Origin of the sequence: Mycobacterium angelicum (assembly GCF_002086155.1) — a bacterium.
Lineage (GTDB): Bacteria > Actinomycetota > Actinomycetes > Mycobacteriales > Mycobacteriaceae > Mycobacterium > Mycobacterium angelicum.
In genome coordinates, this window is sequence record NZ_MVHE01000012.1 from 55,056 (window position 1) to 69,898 (window position 14,843).

Below are 14,843 nucleotides of genomic sequence, written 5' to 3' on the forward strand. Positions count from 1 at the left end.
GCAGGGTGACGGTCCGCGCGGGCCAGGGCTCTTGGCCTTACTTGCCAAGTTTTCTGCGTTGCACCCGAGTGCGGCGCAGCAGCTTGCGGTGCTTTTTCTTCGACATGCGCTTGCGCCGCTTCTTGATTACTGAACCCATGAACTCCGCTATCTGCCCCGTGACCACTTCTTGAAATGACCCGGTCACCTTACCCGGCGTGGCGTGTGGAACACCAAACCGGGCGCTGGATCAGACTGCTGTGGTCGGGGCTAGCCGGCGTCGAAGTACGAGGTCTCCAGCATGTCGTGGACGGCCTTGGCATGTACCCGGAACGACCGCCCAACCCGCACCGCGGGCAGTTCGCCGTTGTGCACCAGCCGGTACACCGTCATCTTGGAGACCCGCATCAGCGCCGCCACCTCGGCGACGGTGAGAAATTGTGTCCGGCCCTGTTGCGCTTCGACCGAACCGGTGTCCCGTCCTTTACTTGCAGAATCCCGTGCCGACGGTCCGTTGGTAGACGTCATTGCAACCCAATCGTGTCAGGCCCGCGCAATGCCAGCGGCTTCCCCTCCGCTGGCACCCACACGTGCATACACAGAGGAGAATAGCGGGACTAGTGGGGTTACTGGTACTGGTGGGGGACAATCAGTTCAAAAAACCTGAATTATTCAGATGTAATTCTTAGCTGCTCAGAGCGTGTTTTGGCGGCCTGAACGGCAGCGTCGACGGCTATCCGAAATCCACCGCGTTCCAGTTCCCGCAGGGCAGCCGCGGTCGTGCCGCCCGGTGAGGTGACCGACGCCCGCAGCTCAGCCGGTGAGGAGTCGACGCGCAAACCCAACGGCTCGCCATCGGCGGTGCGCCGCTCCTGGTTCATCCGCTCCAGCAGCATCGCCGCCGATCCGGCCATGGTCTGTGCGGTCAGGTCGGTGGCCACCTGCCGGCTCAAACCGACCGCGACACCGGCATCCACCAACGCCTCCACCAGCAGGAAGAAATATGCCGGGCCGGAGCCGGACACCGCGGTCACGGCGTCCATCTGCGCTTCGGGCACGGTCAGCACGGCGCCGACGGCGTCGAACAGGGCGGAGGCCTCCTCGAGCTGCTGCGGGGTGACGAACCGCCCCTTGGCCAGCGCAGTGACGCCGGCCCCGACGAGTGCCGCGGCATTGGGCATCGCCCGGATCACCGGCGTTCCGGCCGGCAGCTTGGATTCGAAGAACGTGATGGTGATGCCTGCCGCCACCGTGACGAACACCTGCTCAACGCTGTCGTTGTCGGCCGCGGCCGCCGCGTCGGCAAGGTCGTCGACCACCGCCTCGACGTCGGCGGGCTTGACGGCGACGACGACGAACGTCGCGTTCTCGACCGCGTCTTTCACCGACGTCACCAAGACGGAATAGGTCTCGGATATGTACTTGGCCCGATCCGGCATCCGTTCGGCCACGACTAAGTCCTTGACCTGCCGCCCCGCCCGCAGCAGACCCGACAGCAATGCCTCACCGATGCTGCCGCCACCGACGATCGCAATTCTTGCCATGCCCGAAAGCATCGCAGATGCCGCGATCTAGCCGCCCCGCCGGGCGGGCACTAGGGCCAGCTGGCGCGACTGGGCCACGATGCGGCCCGACTGGTCGACGACGATGTGGTCCTCGTCGAACCAGTCCTGCCCGATCTCCGTGCAGGTGCACACCACGCGCAACCAGCCATCGACGGGCAGGGCGCGGATGAAGGCGGTGAGTTGGACCGTCGGCGCCCAGCCGGTGCGGTCCACCGCAAAGGTCACCGGCGCCGACAAATCCCCGCACATGAGCGCGAACAGCGCATCCGGAGCGACGCCGCGCGGACGGGCCCACATCTGCAGCACCGGCGGGCGCCCATCGGTTACCCGGGCCATGGTGGACAGCAACGGCCGCACATCGCAGCCTTCGCCCAGATGCACCAGCCCGGCCAGTCGATGGCCCGGCCCGATCGGTTCGACGCCCTCGGGCGGTTCCGGCGCCATCAGATCCACCACCGGGTTCGCCGAAAGCAGGGGCACCCCTTGATGTTCCGGCTCGCCCAGCGTCACCACGGCATGCACCGCGGTGCGATCGCCCTGGTTGAGCTCGACATCGACCACGCTGATCCGGCGCCCGCGCTTGCGGATCGACGTCACCACCTGCAGCCCGCCAGGATCAGGCGCCCACAGGAAATTCGCCGAGACGGCGACGGGCTGCAGCGCCCCTCCCTCGTGTCCGCCGTGTGCGATGCGCGCGGCGTTGGCACACAGCGCCACCATCGCGCCGCCGTGCACCTTCGGCCCGATGGTCCAGTGCTTGTTCAGTTCGCCGGCAAACACCCGGCCGGTCGGGCCGGAGTCGAGCTCGCGCAGCGCCATCGCGGCGGTGAATAAGGCCGTCATCAGCGCAGCAGATGCGTCCGGGCGAACTGCAACGACTCGGCCAGCATGGACTCGCGCTCGTAAGCCGAACGCGCGCTCGAGGTGGACACCTCCAGGATCACGTGACCGGCGAAGGCGCCGCCGGCCAGCATCTGGCACACCTCGGCGGTGGGCTGGGTACCACGGCCAGGCACCATGTGCTCGTCGGCGGGCAGTCCGCTGCCGTCGCACAGATGCAGATGGACCAAACCCGAGGCCATTCGCCCGGCCATTTCCAGTGCGTCGGTGCCTGCGGTCGCCGTGTGCGAGAGGTCCAGCGTGTAATGCGCGTGGTTGCCGTCCAGCGGGTCGTAGGACGGCGCAAACGCCGAAATGGCTGCGCCCGGTCCGCCGCCACGTTTGCGCATGCGCTCGCGCGACTGGTCGGCCCCGAAGAGCCGATCCGCCCGAAACGGAAACATGTTCTCCACGGCCACCAGCACGTCGCTGGACGATTCCAGGGCGGCGACCTGCTCGCTGAAGCCCTCGGCGTAACGCCGTTGCCACCGAAACGGCGGATGCACCACCACCGTCTGCGCCCCCAGCTCTTCGGCGGCTCGCACACTGCGGTCCAGCTTCACGATCGGATTGGCACCCCACACTCGCTGCGAGATCAGCAGGCACGGAGCGTGCACGGATAACACCGGCATGTGATAGCGCCGCGACAGCTTGCGGACAGCAGCGATGTCCTGGCTGACCGATTCACCCCAGACCATCAGCTCGACCCCGTCGTAGCCGAGCCGGGCCGCGTACTCGAACGCGGCCTCCGCCCGCAACGGGTACACGGAGGCCGTCGATAGGCCGACTTTGATCGCTGGGCGCAAGTCTGCCGGTGCCTAGCCCGATTGCAACAGGGCCAGCGGTCCCAGGGTGATCAGCGCCCCCACGGCAACCGCGATCAACGTACTGGCGATGTCCTCGGTCTTGCGGACTACCCGCACCCCGACGACCAGTCCGAGAATGACCAACACCGACAGCACCAGTGCCACGATGCTGTTCCAGCGCCACAGCTGGTCGAAGGCGATGAACAGCCCCGCGCCGAACACCACCGCCAGGATCGACTGGAACACGATCACCGTGCCGTGCCACAAGGCGATCAGCTTGCCGGACGACACCCGAGCCGGCTGGTCCTCCAACTCGACGGGGTCCTCGTCGAAGAGGGTGGGCACCTGCTCACCGCGCCGCCGGGCCACCTCATCGGCAATGGACTGGCCGCCGAATAGCGTTCCCTCCGAAGCCTGCAGGTAGGAGCGCACGTACGCGGAATCCTCGACCGCTGAGTCGGCTTCACGCACCTCGGTGTCCATCACATCCACCGACGCGTCGCCGTAGTGCTCTACCGGATCGGGGCTCATGTGCTCGGCACCGGATTCCTGCCCGGCTTGCTCGGCTTCGGTGTGCCGCAGGGGCCGCGGGTACTCGCTGCGCTCTGGACCGGACGGGCGCCGGGCCACCGGGTCAGACTTGGGCCAACGCGGTTCGGGTTCCGACCAGTACGCCGTCGTGGCTACGTCAGGGACGGGTTCTGGTTCAGGCGGCGCTGCTGCCTCTGGTTCGGGTGCCGTCTCAATCAGGTCGGGTTGCCCGTTCGCCGGCACCGCCGGGGTGATCGGCGCGGCCGGTTCGGCTTCCTCGTGGGGTTGCTCACGGATGATGGGAATCTCGCCGGTGAGCTCGGCGACAGTCACCGCGTCGCTGTCGCCGCGCCGACGGCGGCGGCGTCGCGTGGGCGCCGGGGCGCCGATGGTTCCATTCCTGGCCAGCAGTTCGGCCACGGAGATTTGCTTGGTGTCCTCTGTTTCAGAGTGTGGTCCGGTCATGGTTTGCCTCTCGATCGGTTGGCCGCGTTCCGATCAACTACCTGACCTCCAGCATCGCGTACCGAAGTCTCCACCAGAGCGGTTCCGTCGGCTTCGCTGTCGAGTTTGCGCAAGATGAGACCTTCCCGTAGCGCCCACGGGCAGATATCCACCGTTTCGATCGACAGCGCGCGCATGCTTGCCTCCGCCACCAGAGCACCTGCCACGATCTGTGGCGCGCGCTCGGCGCTCACTCCTTCCAGTTCTGCCCGGTCAGCGGTCGTCATCCTAGAGATGAAAGATATGAGTTGTCTGAGGCCATTGGCGGTCAGCGTGCGTTTCACCCGGGGGCCGGCGGCCGACGGCGCCGCACCGGTGAGGCGCGCCAACGACCGGAAAGTCTTCGAGGATGCGACGGCCAGGTCGGGTTCACCGGCTTCCAGGACGGCCGCGCTGGCATCCGACAATTCGGCATCAAGCCAATCGCGCAGCATCGCCACCCGTCGCCGCCCGGGCGGATCGTCCGGAAGCCACTCACGGGCCAACCGTCCCGCACCCAGCGGCAGCGACAACGCGACCTCTGGCTCCTCGTCCACACCGCTGGACACCTCCAGCGAGCCGCCGCCGATGTCGAGGTTGATGATGCGGCCCGCACTCCACCCGAACCACCGTCGTACCGCCAGAAACGTCAACCGCGACTCGTCGACCCCGCGCAGCACCTGCAACTCGACGCCGGCCTCTTTACGGACCCGGGCCAGCACGTCGTCGGAATTCTCGGCGTCGCGAACCGCCGAGGTGGCGAAGGCCATCAGCTCCGCACAACCGGAGCTGACCGCGATCTTGGCGAACTCGTCGATGGTGGAGACCAGTTTGTCGGCTCCGCGCTTGGTGATCCTGCCGGAGCTGTCGGTGGCCTCGGCAAGCCGCAGTGTGGCCTTCGTTGAGCTCATCGGGGTCGGATGCCCGCCACGGTGCGCATCTACCACCAGTAGATGAACCGTGTTGCTCCCCACGTCCAGCACACCCAATCGCACGAACACAAACTAGCCCGGCACAGGTTGCTCGCGTCGCACGACCCGCACGGCCGCCCGCCGATCAAGGCCCGGATCTTGGTCTAACGTTGAGTCCGTGGCAAATTCACGCCAGGGGGCAGGCCAGGAAGTGGAATTGGATTTCGCCCGCGAGTGGGTGGAGTTCTACGACCCGGACAATCCCGAGCATCTGATCGCGGCCGACCTCACCTGGTTGCTGTCGCACTGGACGTGTGTGTTCGGCACGCCGGCCTGCCAGGGCACCGTCGCGGGGCGCCCGCACGACGGGTGCTGCTCGCACGGCGCGTTTCTGTCCGACGACGACGACCGCGCACGGTTGGACGACGCGGTGCAGAAGCTGACCGACGAGGACTGGCAATTCCGCGAAAAAGGCTTGGGCCGCAAGGGATATCTGGAACTCGACGAGCATGACGACCAGCCACAGTACCGCACCCGCAAACACAAGGACGCCTGCATTTTCCTGAACCGGCCGGGTTTCCGCGGTGGCGTCGGGTGCGCGCTGCACAGCAAGGCCCTGAAGTTGGGCGTGCCGCCGCTGACCATGAAGCCCGACGTCTGCTGGCAGTTGCCGATCCGGCGCAGCCAGGAGTGGGTGACCCGTCCCGACGGGACCGAGATTCTCAAGACCACGCTCACCGAATACGATCGCCGCGGCTGGGGCTCCGGAGGCGCTGATCTGCATTGGTACTGCACCGGCGATCCCGCGGCGCACGTCGGCGCCCAGCAGGTGTGGGAAAGCCTTGCCGACGAGCTCACCGAGCTGCTCGGCGAGAAGGCCTACGGCGAATTGGCGGCGATGTGCCGGCGCCGCGGCAAATTGGGCCTGATCGCCATACACCCCGCGACGCGGGCAGCCGAGTAGCTAACGGGCGTTCGTGTAGGCCATCACCATGCGCAGCGCGCTGGCGTTCAGGTAAGCCTCGACCGTCGCGGCGGCCGCGTCCGCGTCGCGCGCCAGCACCGCGTCGGTGATCGCCCGCAGATCGGCCACCACCGGCTGGGCGTCGTCATATGCCCCGGTGAGTTCATGCTCGCGACCGCCGAACGCGTGCTCGACCCAGCGGTACAGCAACCCCAGGGCGCGGTTGCGGGTGCTGTGGATGAGGACCCGGAAGTAGCCGACGTCGGCCGCCTGACGCGCCGCGGCGGTGTCCGCCTCCCCCACCGCGGCCAGCGCGGCGCGTAGCGCCTCGGTGTCCTCAGGCTTGCTGCGGGCGGCCGCGAGGCGGCCGATCAACGGACCCAGCGCCGCCCGGATCTCGAACAATTCGACCAGGAAGTCCGGGCCCAACTTGCGCACCAGCGCCTCGACCACGGCGGGATGAGTGAGCCCTTCGGGGTCACACACCACGCTGCCGCTGCCGTGGCGTACCTCGATCAAACCCATCTGTTGCAGCCGCGCCAGGCCCTGCCGCAGCGAGGTGCGGTTGACGCCGAGCTGCTCGGCAAGTTCCCGCTCCGGCGGCAACGTCGAGCCGGGCGGGAAAACGCCGTCCAGGATCGCGTCGGCGATGGACGTGGCGATCTGCTCGTCCACGCGCTGACGGTCCGGCGGGGGTATGGGGGTCAACTGGTTCATTGGCTCAACCAATATTGTAGACTGGCCACATCATCTCCTGAACTCCGAAGGAACAGCAGTGGACGACGAAAAGCGATCGGCCGTCGCCCCGCGCTGGCGGGGCAAGGCGGGGCGACTGGAGGTCTGGTACGCCACCTTGTCGGATCCGCTGACCCGGGCCGGCCTCTGGATTCACCACGAAATCGTCGCACCCACCTCCGGCGCTCCGTATGCACACGGCTGGACGACCTGGTTTCCCTCCGACGGTCCGCCGCTGACCGAGCGCTTCGGACCCGTGCCGGCCCAGCCCGCGTCCAGCGCAGCCTGGTTCGACCACGCCGGCGCGCGAGCGTGCCCCGAAGAGCTGAGCGGGCGCGCGGGATCACTGGCCTGGGACCTGTCCTGGAAGGACACCGGGACGCCGCTGTGGACCTTTCCCCGCGTGGCATGGGAGCGCGAGCTGCTGCCCGGCGCCCAGGTAGTGCTGGCCCCCACCGCCGATTTCGCCGGATCGCTGACGGTCGACGGCACCGATCATTCCGTCGACGGCTGGCGCGGCGCTGTCGCCCACATCTACGGGCACGGCAATGCCAAGCGCTGGGGCTGGATCCATGCCGATCTCGGCGACGGCGACGTGGTGGAAGCGGTAGCGGCCGTCTCCCACAAACCCGGGCTCAACCGGTTGGCGCCGCTGGCGTTCGTGCGCTGCCGCATCGACGAAAAGGACTGGCCCACAAGCGTTTTGCCATCGCTGCGGATGCGAACGACGCTAGGCGTGCGGCACTGGCAACTGGAAGGGCGCATCGGCGGCCGCAACGTGTTGATACGCGTCGACCAGCCGCCGGAGCGCTGCGTGAGCCTGCTCTACACCGATCCCGACGGCGGCACCGTGGTGTGCACCAACACCGAGCAGGCCGACATTCACATCGACATCGACGACCGGCATTGGTCGGTGCTGGGCACCGGGCATGCCGAAGTCGGCCTGCGCGGTGCCGAGGCGCCCGCCGTCAACGAAAGGACACCCCGATGAGTTTCGCTCTCGACCCGCCGCTGCTGTTGGCCTCCGGGCTACTGATCGAACGCCGCATTCCCCAGAAGCGTCGCGACCTGATCGAGGCCGCCGTCCTCGGGGTGTTCTTCGCCGGATCGTTCGGGCTCTACAACAACGTGCCCGGCCTGGGGTTCCTGTGGCGCCCGTTCCGGTCCCGCAATGGCCGCGACTTCATGTGGAACAGCGGCGTTTTCAACGTGAACACCGAGCAAGCCGAGTGGCCACTGCACGCCGCGGCCGGCGGCATCTTCGCCACGTATCCGTTCTTCCTCAAACTCGGCCGGCTGCTCGGACGCGGTAAATGAGCCGTCTGGCCGATCGCGCGACCGCTTCCTTCGGCACCGCCCTGCTGCCCGAGGAATACGGCGGCCCAGCACCGGCCGAGCTGGTCGAGCGCGTCGATCGGTACGTTGCGCGCCTGCCGGCCACCTCGCGGCTGGCGGTGCGTGCCGGGCTGGCTTCCCTGGCCGCCGCCAGCTATCTCACCACCGGCCGGTCGATGGCACGGCTCGATCCCGGCGAACGCGAACAGGTGCTGCGCCGAGTCGCCGCGCTCAACCCGGACGTCGGCGCGGCCGTGGATGTCATGAAGGCGATGGTGCTGCTGGTCAACGGCGCCGACACCTATGCCCCGGAATTGCTGTCCCGCGCCGCCGAACACGACCCGGCACGACCGGACGCGGCGCTGAACCTCACCCCGTCGGCTGAAAGCTCGTCGGTCGTCACGTGCGACGTCGTAGTCGTCGGCTCAGGCGCCGGTGGCGCGATGGCCGCACGCACGTTGGCCCGGGCCGGCCTGGATGCCGTCGTGCTCGAAGAGGGACGGCGCTGGACGGTCGAGGAATTCCGGACCACCCACCCGATCGACCGCTTCGCCGGCTTGTACCGCGGCGCCGCCGCCACGATTGCGCTCGGCCGTCCATCGGTCGCGCTGCCGGTGGGCCGGGCGGTCGGCGGCACTACCGTCGTCAACTCCGGCACCTGTTTCCGGCCGCCGGTTGCGGTGCAGCAGCGCTGGCGCGACGAGTTCGGATTCGCGTTGACCGATCCGGATCGGTTCGCCCCTCGCCTCGACGAGGTGGAGCGCACCCTGCGCGTGGCGCCGGTCCCGCTGAACATCATGGGCCGCAACGGCAACCTGCTGCTCGATGCGGCCGAGTCGCTGGGCTGGCAGGCGGCGCCCATTCCCCGCAACGCGCCGGGTTGCGAAGGCTGTTGCCAGTGCGCCATCGGATGTCCGCAAAACGCCAAGTCCGGCGTACACCTCAACGCCTTGCCGCAGGCGTGCGCGGCCGGCGCCCAGATCATCTCCCAGGCGCGCGTCGAACGTGTCTTGCATCGGAACGGGCGCGCCCGCGGGGTGCGCGCCCGCCGCCCTGACGGCACCGCGATCGACGTGATCGCCGACACCGTCGTCATCGCCGCCGGTGCCACGGAGACGCCGGGGCTGCTGCGGCGCAGCGGCCTCGGCGGGCATCCGCGGCTGGGCCGCAATCTGGCGCTGCATCCGGCGACGATGCTCGCCGGGCGGTTCGAGGATGACGTCTACGCCTGGCGGGGGGTGCTGCAGAGCGCGGCGGTGCACGAGTTTCACGAGTCCGACGGCGTGCTCATCGAAGCGACGTCCACACCGCCTGGCATGGGCTCGATGCTCTTTCCCGGCTATGGCGCGGAGTTGCTGCGCTGGCTCGACTGGGCACCCCAGGTCGCGACATTTGGCGCGATGGTGGCCGATCGAGGCGTCGGCTCGGTGCGATCGGTGCGCGGCGAGACGCTGGTGCGCTACGACATCGCCCAAGCCGACCTCGCCAAGCTGCGAGTCGCATTGGAGGCCATCGGCCGGCTGCTGTTCGCCGCCGGCGCGGTGGAAATCCTCACCGGCCTGCCCGGTGCGACCACGGTGACGTCATTCCCCGAGCTGCAGCAGGTGTTGCAGCGTGCCAACCCACGCAGTCTGCACCTGGCCGCGTTCCACCCCACCGGAACAGCGGCGGCCGGCGCCGACGAACAGCTCTGTCCCGTCGACGCGACCGGCCGATTGCGCGGTGTCGACGGCGTCTGGGTGGCCGACGCGTCGATCCTGCCCAGCTGTCCAGAGGTCAACCCCCAGCTGTCCATCATGGCGGTGGCATTGGCCGTCGCCGACCAGATGGTCGAGCCGCGGGGTTAGCCCTCGAGCTTGTAGCCCAGGCCGCGCACCGTCACCAGGTGCACCGGGTTGGCCGGGTCGGCCTCGATCTTGGACCGCAGCCGCTTGACGTGGACATCGAGCGTCTTGGTGTCGCCGACGTAGTCGGCGCCCCAGACCCGGTCGATCAGCTGCCCGCGGGTCAACACCCGCCCGCTGTTGCGCATCAGATACTCGAGCAGATCGAATTCCTTGAGCGGCAGCGTGATGGTGTCGCCGTTGACCGAGACGACGTGGCGTTCGACGTCCATCCGCACCGGACCGGACTCCAGCACGCCGTCGCTGATCTCGGAGTCGTCGTCGCCGCCACGGCGCAGCACCGCGCGGATCCGGGCGATCAATTCGCGCGCGGAGTAGGGCTTCGTCACGTAGTCGTCGGCACCCAGCTCCAGCCCGACCACCTTGTCTATCTCGCTGTCGCGGGCGGTCACCATGATCACCGGCACGCTGGACCGGGCGCGCAGCTGCTTGCACACGTCGGTTCCCGACATACCGGGCAGCATCAGGTCGAGCAGCACGATGTCGGCACCGGCCCGGTCGAACTCGGCCAGCGCCGACGGGCCGTCGGTCACCACGGTGGCCTCAAAGCCCTCCTTGCGCAGCAGAAACGCCAGCGGGTCGGCCAATGACTCCTCGTCCTCGACGATCAATACGGCGGTCATCTGCGCAACTCTCCCCCGCAAGCGGGAGGTGCCCCCACCTCATCGCTGCGTCCCCCGCAAGCGGGCGGTACCCCCACCGCATCGTCGTTAGCGGCGGTCATCTGCGCAACTCCCCTTCATGGTTAGCGCGGGTCATCGACTTAGCTCTTCCTCTCGTTGTGACCTGTTGGGTCGCACGTCGCGCCGTTGCGATTGCTCAGGTTGGTCTTCGTCGTCTTCGTCCGACGGCGTTGCCGCGGGGATCGACAGGGTGAACGTCGATCCGGTTCCCGGCTTGCTCCACACGCCGATGCTGCCGTTGTGGTTGGCCGCGACGTGTTTGACGATGGCCAGCCCCAACCCGCTTCCCCCGGTGGCCCGCGACCGGGCCTTGTCCCCGCGGAAGAACCGCTCGAAGACCCGCTCCTGGTCTTCCAAAGCGATCCCGATACCCCGGTCGGTGACGGCAATCTCGATGTTGTCGCCGCGGCGGCGACGGCTGATCGAGACCAGCGACCCGCGCGGCGAATAGGCAATCGCGTTGGACACCAGATTGGCGAGGGCGGTAACCAGCAGGGTTTGATCGCCCAGCACGTGCAGGCCGCTGGGGGCGTCGGTGCGGACTTCGATGTGAGCGTTTTCGGCGGCCACCTTGTGCCGTGAAATCGCTTCGGACACAACGGTGTCCACCTCGACGTCGGTGACGTTGGACAACCGCTCGGCGCCCTGCAGGCGGGACAGCTCGATCAGCTCGGCAACCATGTCACCCAGCCGGTTGGCCTCGATGAGCACCTTCTCCGCGAACCGCCGAACGGTCTCGGAGTCGTCGGCCGAAGCCAGCAGAGCTTCGGCGAGCAAAGCCATGGCCCCCACCGGCGTCTTGAGCTCGTGGCTGACGTTGGCCACGAAGTCACGCCTGGTCGCCTCCATGCGGGCGTAATCGGACTGGTCGTGGGCGAAAACGACGGCGAACCTGCGATCCGATTCGCTCAGTAGCCGGGCCTGCCCATGCACCGACAACCCGGAGCGCCCGGACGAACGCTTGCCCGGCGGCAGATCAAACTCGACGTCTTGACCGCTCAGGGCCCCTTGGGCGGCTCGCCAGGCCTGGTCGTCCAGCTGGCGGTCGCGCACCAGACCCAGCTCTTTAGCCCGGTCGTTGAGATACACGACGTCGCGATGGGCATCGACCACGGCCACACCCAGCGGCATCAGCGCGACGATTCGTTGCAGCATTTGCGCGACCGTGATTCCGGTCGACTCGGTCGCCGCTCGCCGGCGGCGTGCGATGATCCTGGACGACAGCCGGGTCCCGGCCGCAATACCTACGGCCAGCCCCAGCACGGACAAGACCCCGGCCAGCAACAGTGCCGAGAACACAGTCACAGGGCAAATCCTACAAATTGGGTGAACGCCGCCCTAGCCAAGCAAGGCCAAATTCGGACAAGTCACATACTTCGCGCCAGGTATTCGGCTGCTGTTTACGTGATGTTTGTCAAACGGGCCTATTGGCGCCAACTATCACGCTTTCGCCGCGCCCTGGCTGGCCACCGCCGCGGCACCGGCGGCGGCCGCCTCCGGGTCGAGATAGGTGCCGCCCTCCACCACCGGGCGCAGCTGGGCGTCCAGGTCGTACCGCAGCGGGATGCCGGTGGGGATGTTCAGCCCGACGACGTCCTCGTCGGACATGCCGTCCAGGTGCTTGACCAGCGCCCGCAGCGAGTTGCCATGCGCGACGATCAGCACTGTCTTACCGGTCCGCAGGTCGGGCACGATCACGTCGGTGAAGTACGGCAGGAAGCGGGTCACCACGTCCTTCAGGCACTCGGTCAGCGGCCCGCCGCCGATGTCGGCGTACCGGGGATCGGCGTCCTGGCTGAACTCGCTGCCCTTCTCGATCGGCGGCGGCGGGGTGTCGTAGCTGCGCCGCCAGGCCATGAACTGCTCTTCGCCATAGCGCGCCTTGGTCTCGGCCTTGTCCAGGCCCTGCAGCGCGCCGTAGTGGCGTTCGTTGAGCCGCCAGCTGCGGTGCACCGGGATCCAGAGCCGGTCGGCGCTGTCCAAGGCCAGATGCGCGGTGGTGATCGCGCGCCGCAGCAGCGACGTGTAGAGCACGTCGGGGAGCAGACCTTGTTCGGCCAGCAATTCGCCGCTGCGCACCGCCTCGGCCCGGCCCTTCTCGGTCAGGCCGACGTCGACCCAGCCGGTGAACAGGTTGAGGGCATTCCAGTCGCTCTCGCCGTGGCGCAGCAGTACCAGCGTGGCAGTGTCACCCATGCCGGTCAGTCTCTCACGCGTCGTCCTGGTCGATTAAGTGCGCGAAGGCCTCCAGGTTCTTCAGCGATTCCCCCCGGGATCCCCGCCAGTCCCATTCCTTTTGAATCGACGAACGAAAACCCAACTCCAGCAACGTGTTGAAGTCCGAATCGACGGCCTCGAGCACCTGCCCGAGCACCCGGTCGATTTCGTCGGCGTCGACCGAGGCCAGCGACATCCGGCCAACCAGGTAGATATCGCCGACGTTGTCCAGCGTGTAGGCCACGCCGTAAAGCCGGCGGTTGCGCTTCAGCAGAAACCGGTAGACGCCCTCCTGGTTCTCGTCGGGCTTACGGCACACGAACGCCTCCACCCGCACCGAATGCTCGCCGATACTCAGGATGGTGTTGGTCTTGAGCCGGCGCTCGCCGGGCAACGCCACCACAACCCCGGGCAACCCGCCATGCGCACCGGCGTGTTTGGCGTATTCCAGCTGGCTGGACTGCAGCGCGGCCTCGATGACTTGTTCCACCCGAGACGTCATGCGCCGACACCCCGGCGCGACGTCCAGCGGCGCGGCTTGCGCGCCGCCACCCGGTCGCGCACCCTGCGCTGGCGCAACGAAGTGAAGTCCGTGATCGCCCGCCGGTAGCTGTCGAGCAGCGCGTCGGTGGTGTTCTCCCAGGAGAAGGTGGCCGCATGCTCGGCCGCCGCGTGCCGCATCGCCCGACCTTGCGGGCCCTCGCGCAGCCGCAACAGCCGGTCGATGGCATCGGCCCACTGATCGACGCCATGCCCCGCCACCAAGGTGCCGGTGATCCCGTCGCGCACCGCCACCGGCAACCCGCCCACCGCGGCCGCCACCACCGGCGTGCCACACGCCTGCGCTTCGACGGCGACCAGGCCGAACGACTCCGAATAACTCGGCACCGCAACCAGATCGGCGGCCTGGAACAAGGTGGCGAGGTTGGTGCGCGACTGCGGCGGCAGGAACGTGACCCGTGCGGTGATGCCGAGTTCGTCGGCGAGCCGTATCAGGCCGTCGGGTGCGGCCAGTCCGCTACCGGACGGCCCGCCGGCGACTACGACGCGCACACCCGGCAGTTTCGCGGCGGCGCGCAGCACGATGTCGGGCGCCTTGAGCGGCTGGATGCGTCCGACGAACGCCACCACCGGCTCGTCGGGCGCCAGCCCCAGCGCCGCCCGGGCCACCCGCCGGTCTCCGGGACGGAATACCTCCAGATCGACCCCCGGGTGGACCACGTCGATCCGCGCCGGATCGGCGTGGTGAATCGAAACCAGTTGCCGTGCTTCGTCTTCGGTGTTGACGATGAGCCGATCCGCCTCGTCGACCACCTGCTGTTCGCCGACGGTGCGCAGCGGAGGTTCCGGAGTGTCGCCGGCGGCCAGCGCCGCGTTCTTCACCGCGGCCAGCGTGTGCGCGGTGTGCACCAGCGGCACCGCCCAGCGGTCGCGGGCCAGCCACCCGATCTGACCCGACAGCCAGTAGTGCGAGTGCACGATGTCGTAGTAGCCCGGCTCGTGGGAAGCCTCGGCGCGCAGCACCCCGGCCGCGAAGGCGCACAGCTGGGTGGGCAAGTCGTTCTTGTCGAGGCCCTCGAACGGCCCGGCCACCACATTGCGCACCAGCACGCCGGGCGCCACCCGCACGATCGGCGGATCCACCGATGCGGTGGCGCGGGTGAAAATCTCCACCTCAATGCCCCGGCGGGCCAGGTGCAACGCGCTCTGCAGCACGTAGACGTTCATGCCGCCGGCATCACCGGTGCCGGGCTGGGCCAGTGGGGAGGTGTGCACCGCTAACAGGGCAATGCGGCGCGGGCCGTCTACTGACAAGTCATCGTGCCGCACACTCCATGTTTACAGGACGCC

Annotated in this window: 17 protein-coding genes; 4 read left to right on the forward strand and 13 right to left on the reverse strand. The window is 68.1% G+C overall.

Annotated features, from left to right (window positions below; translation table 11 throughout):
* Positions 1 to 37 precede the first annotated feature (37 nt).
* From BST12_RS10755 to BST12_RS10785, 7 genes are all read right to left on the reverse strand, one after another.
* Positions 38 to 139 carry a 30S ribosomal protein bS22 gene (locus tag BST12_RS10755; protein WP_003402602.1) on the reverse strand — a complete coding sequence of 34 codons (102 nt, stop codon included), beginning with the start codon at positions 137 to 139 and terminating at the stop codon, positions 38 to 40.
* Positions 140 to 249: 110 nt separating this feature from the next.
* Positions 250 to 507, reverse strand: coding sequence for a cell division/environmental response transcriptional regulator (locus tag BST12_RS10760; protein ID WP_083113105.1), 258 nt, complete (start codon positions 505 to 507; stop codon positions 250 to 252).
* Positions 508 to 647: 140 nt separating this feature from the next.
* Positions 648 to 1,523 carry a pyrroline-5-carboxylate reductase gene (gene proC / locus BST12_RS10765; protein WP_211281250.1) on the reverse strand — a complete coding sequence of 292 codons (876 nt, stop codon included), beginning with the start codon at positions 1,521 to 1,523 and terminating at the stop codon, positions 648 to 650.
* A 27-nt stretch (positions 1,524 to 1,550) separates the two neighbouring features.
* On the reverse strand, positions 1,551 to 2,387 hold the full coding sequence (locus BST12_RS10770; protein WP_083113107.1) for a thioesterase family protein: 837 nt from the start codon (positions 2,385 to 2,387) through the stop codon (positions 1,551 to 1,553).
* Positions 2,387 to 3,229 (reverse strand): sugar phosphate isomerase/epimerase family protein, encoded by an 843-nt coding sequence (locus tag BST12_RS10775; RefSeq protein ID WP_083113108.1) that lies wholly within the window; start codon positions 3,227 to 3,229, stop codon positions 2,387 to 2,389. Before BST12_RS10775 ends, BST12_RS10770 begins: the two co-directional genes overlap by 1 nt.
* A 12-nt stretch (positions 3,230 to 3,241) precedes the next feature.
* The gene (locus BST12_RS10780) at positions 3,242 to 4,225 is read right to left on the reverse strand and encodes a hypothetical protein (protein ID WP_083113109.1); all 984 of its coding nucleotides are present in this window, start codon (positions 4,223 to 4,225) and stop codon (positions 3,242 to 3,244) included.
* Complete coding sequence (locus BST12_RS10785) at positions 4,222 to 5,238, reverse strand: Ppx/GppA family phosphatase (protein ID WP_083113180.1); 1,017 nt, start codon at positions 5,236 to 5,238, stop codon at positions 4,222 to 4,224. The genes BST12_RS10780 and BST12_RS10785 overlap by 4 nt, the downstream gene beginning before the upstream one ends.
* Before the next feature lie 94 nt (positions 5,239 to 5,332).
* Between BST12_RS10785 and BST12_RS10790 the strand changes: the two genes are divergently transcribed.
* Positions 5,333 to 6,118, forward strand: coding sequence for a DUF3109 family protein (locus BST12_RS10790; RefSeq protein WP_083113110.1), 786 nt, complete (start codon positions 5,333 to 5,335; stop codon positions 6,116 to 6,118).
* On the opposite strand, the gene BST12_RS10795 is transcribed toward BST12_RS10790, so the two are convergent.
* Positions 6,119 to 6,835: a FadR/GntR family transcriptional regulator gene (locus BST12_RS10795; RefSeq protein WP_083113111.1), complete on the reverse strand. Its 717-nt coding sequence runs from the start codon at positions 6,833 to 6,835 to the stop codon at positions 6,119 to 6,121.
* Between the two features lie 58 nt (positions 6,836 to 6,893).
* On the opposite strand from BST12_RS10795, the gene BST12_RS10800 reads away from it, so the two are divergent.
* From BST12_RS10800 to BST12_RS10810, 3 genes are read left to right on the forward strand one after another with little or no spacing between them, the layout of a single operon-like run.
* Complete coding sequence (locus tag BST12_RS10800) at positions 6,894 to 7,844, forward strand: hypothetical protein (protein WP_083113112.1); 951 nt, start codon at positions 6,894 to 6,896, stop codon at positions 7,842 to 7,844.
* The gene (locus BST12_RS10805; protein WP_083113113.1) at positions 7,841 to 8,170 is read left to right on the forward strand and encodes a hypothetical protein; all 330 of its coding nucleotides are present in this window, start codon (positions 7,841 to 7,843) and stop codon (positions 8,168 to 8,170) included. Before BST12_RS10800 ends, BST12_RS10805 begins: the two co-directional genes overlap by 4 nt.
* Positions 8,167 to 10,035 carry a GMC family oxidoreductase N-terminal domain-containing protein gene (locus BST12_RS10810; protein WP_083113114.1) on the forward strand — a complete coding sequence of 623 codons (1,869 nt, stop codon included), beginning with the start codon at positions 8,167 to 8,169 and terminating at the stop codon, positions 10,033 to 10,035. The genes BST12_RS10805 and BST12_RS10810 overlap by 4 nt, the downstream gene beginning before the upstream one ends.
* On the opposite strand, the gene regX is transcribed toward BST12_RS10810, so the two are convergent.
* The 5 genes from regX to mshA all read right to left on the reverse strand — a co-directional run bounded on the left by regX (position 10,032) and on the right by mshA (position 14,822).
* On the reverse strand, positions 10,032 to 10,715 hold the full coding sequence (gene regX / locus BST12_RS10815; RefSeq protein WP_083113115.1) for a two-component sensory transduction protein RegX: 684 nt from the start codon (positions 10,713 to 10,715) through the stop codon (positions 10,032 to 10,034). The two genes, BST12_RS10810 and regX, sit on opposite strands and share 4 nt — an antisense overlap.
* A gap of 132 nt (positions 10,716 to 10,847) precedes the next feature.
* Entirely contained in the window at positions 10,848 to 12,080 is a 1,233-nt protein-coding gene (locus BST12_RS10820) for a sensor histidine kinase (RefSeq protein ID WP_139801608.1), read from the reverse strand.
* Between the two features lie 135 nt (positions 12,081 to 12,215).
* Entirely contained in the window at positions 12,216 to 12,971 is a 756-nt protein-coding gene (locus BST12_RS10825; RefSeq protein ID WP_083113116.1) for a phosphoglyceromutase, read from the reverse strand.
* Positions 12,972 to 12,984: 13 nt separating this feature from the next.
* On the reverse strand, positions 12,985 to 13,494 hold the full coding sequence (locus BST12_RS10830; protein ID WP_083113117.1) for a type III secretion system chaperone family protein: 510 nt from the start codon (positions 13,492 to 13,494) through the stop codon (positions 12,985 to 12,987).
* A complete protein-coding gene (gene mshA / locus BST12_RS10835) occupies positions 13,491 to 14,822 on the reverse strand; it encodes a D-inositol-3-phosphate glycosyltransferase (RefSeq protein WP_083113118.1) in 1,332 nt (443 codons plus the stop codon). The genes BST12_RS10830 and mshA overlap by 4 nt, the downstream gene beginning before the upstream one ends.
* Positions 14,823 to 14,843 lie beyond the last annotated feature (21 nt).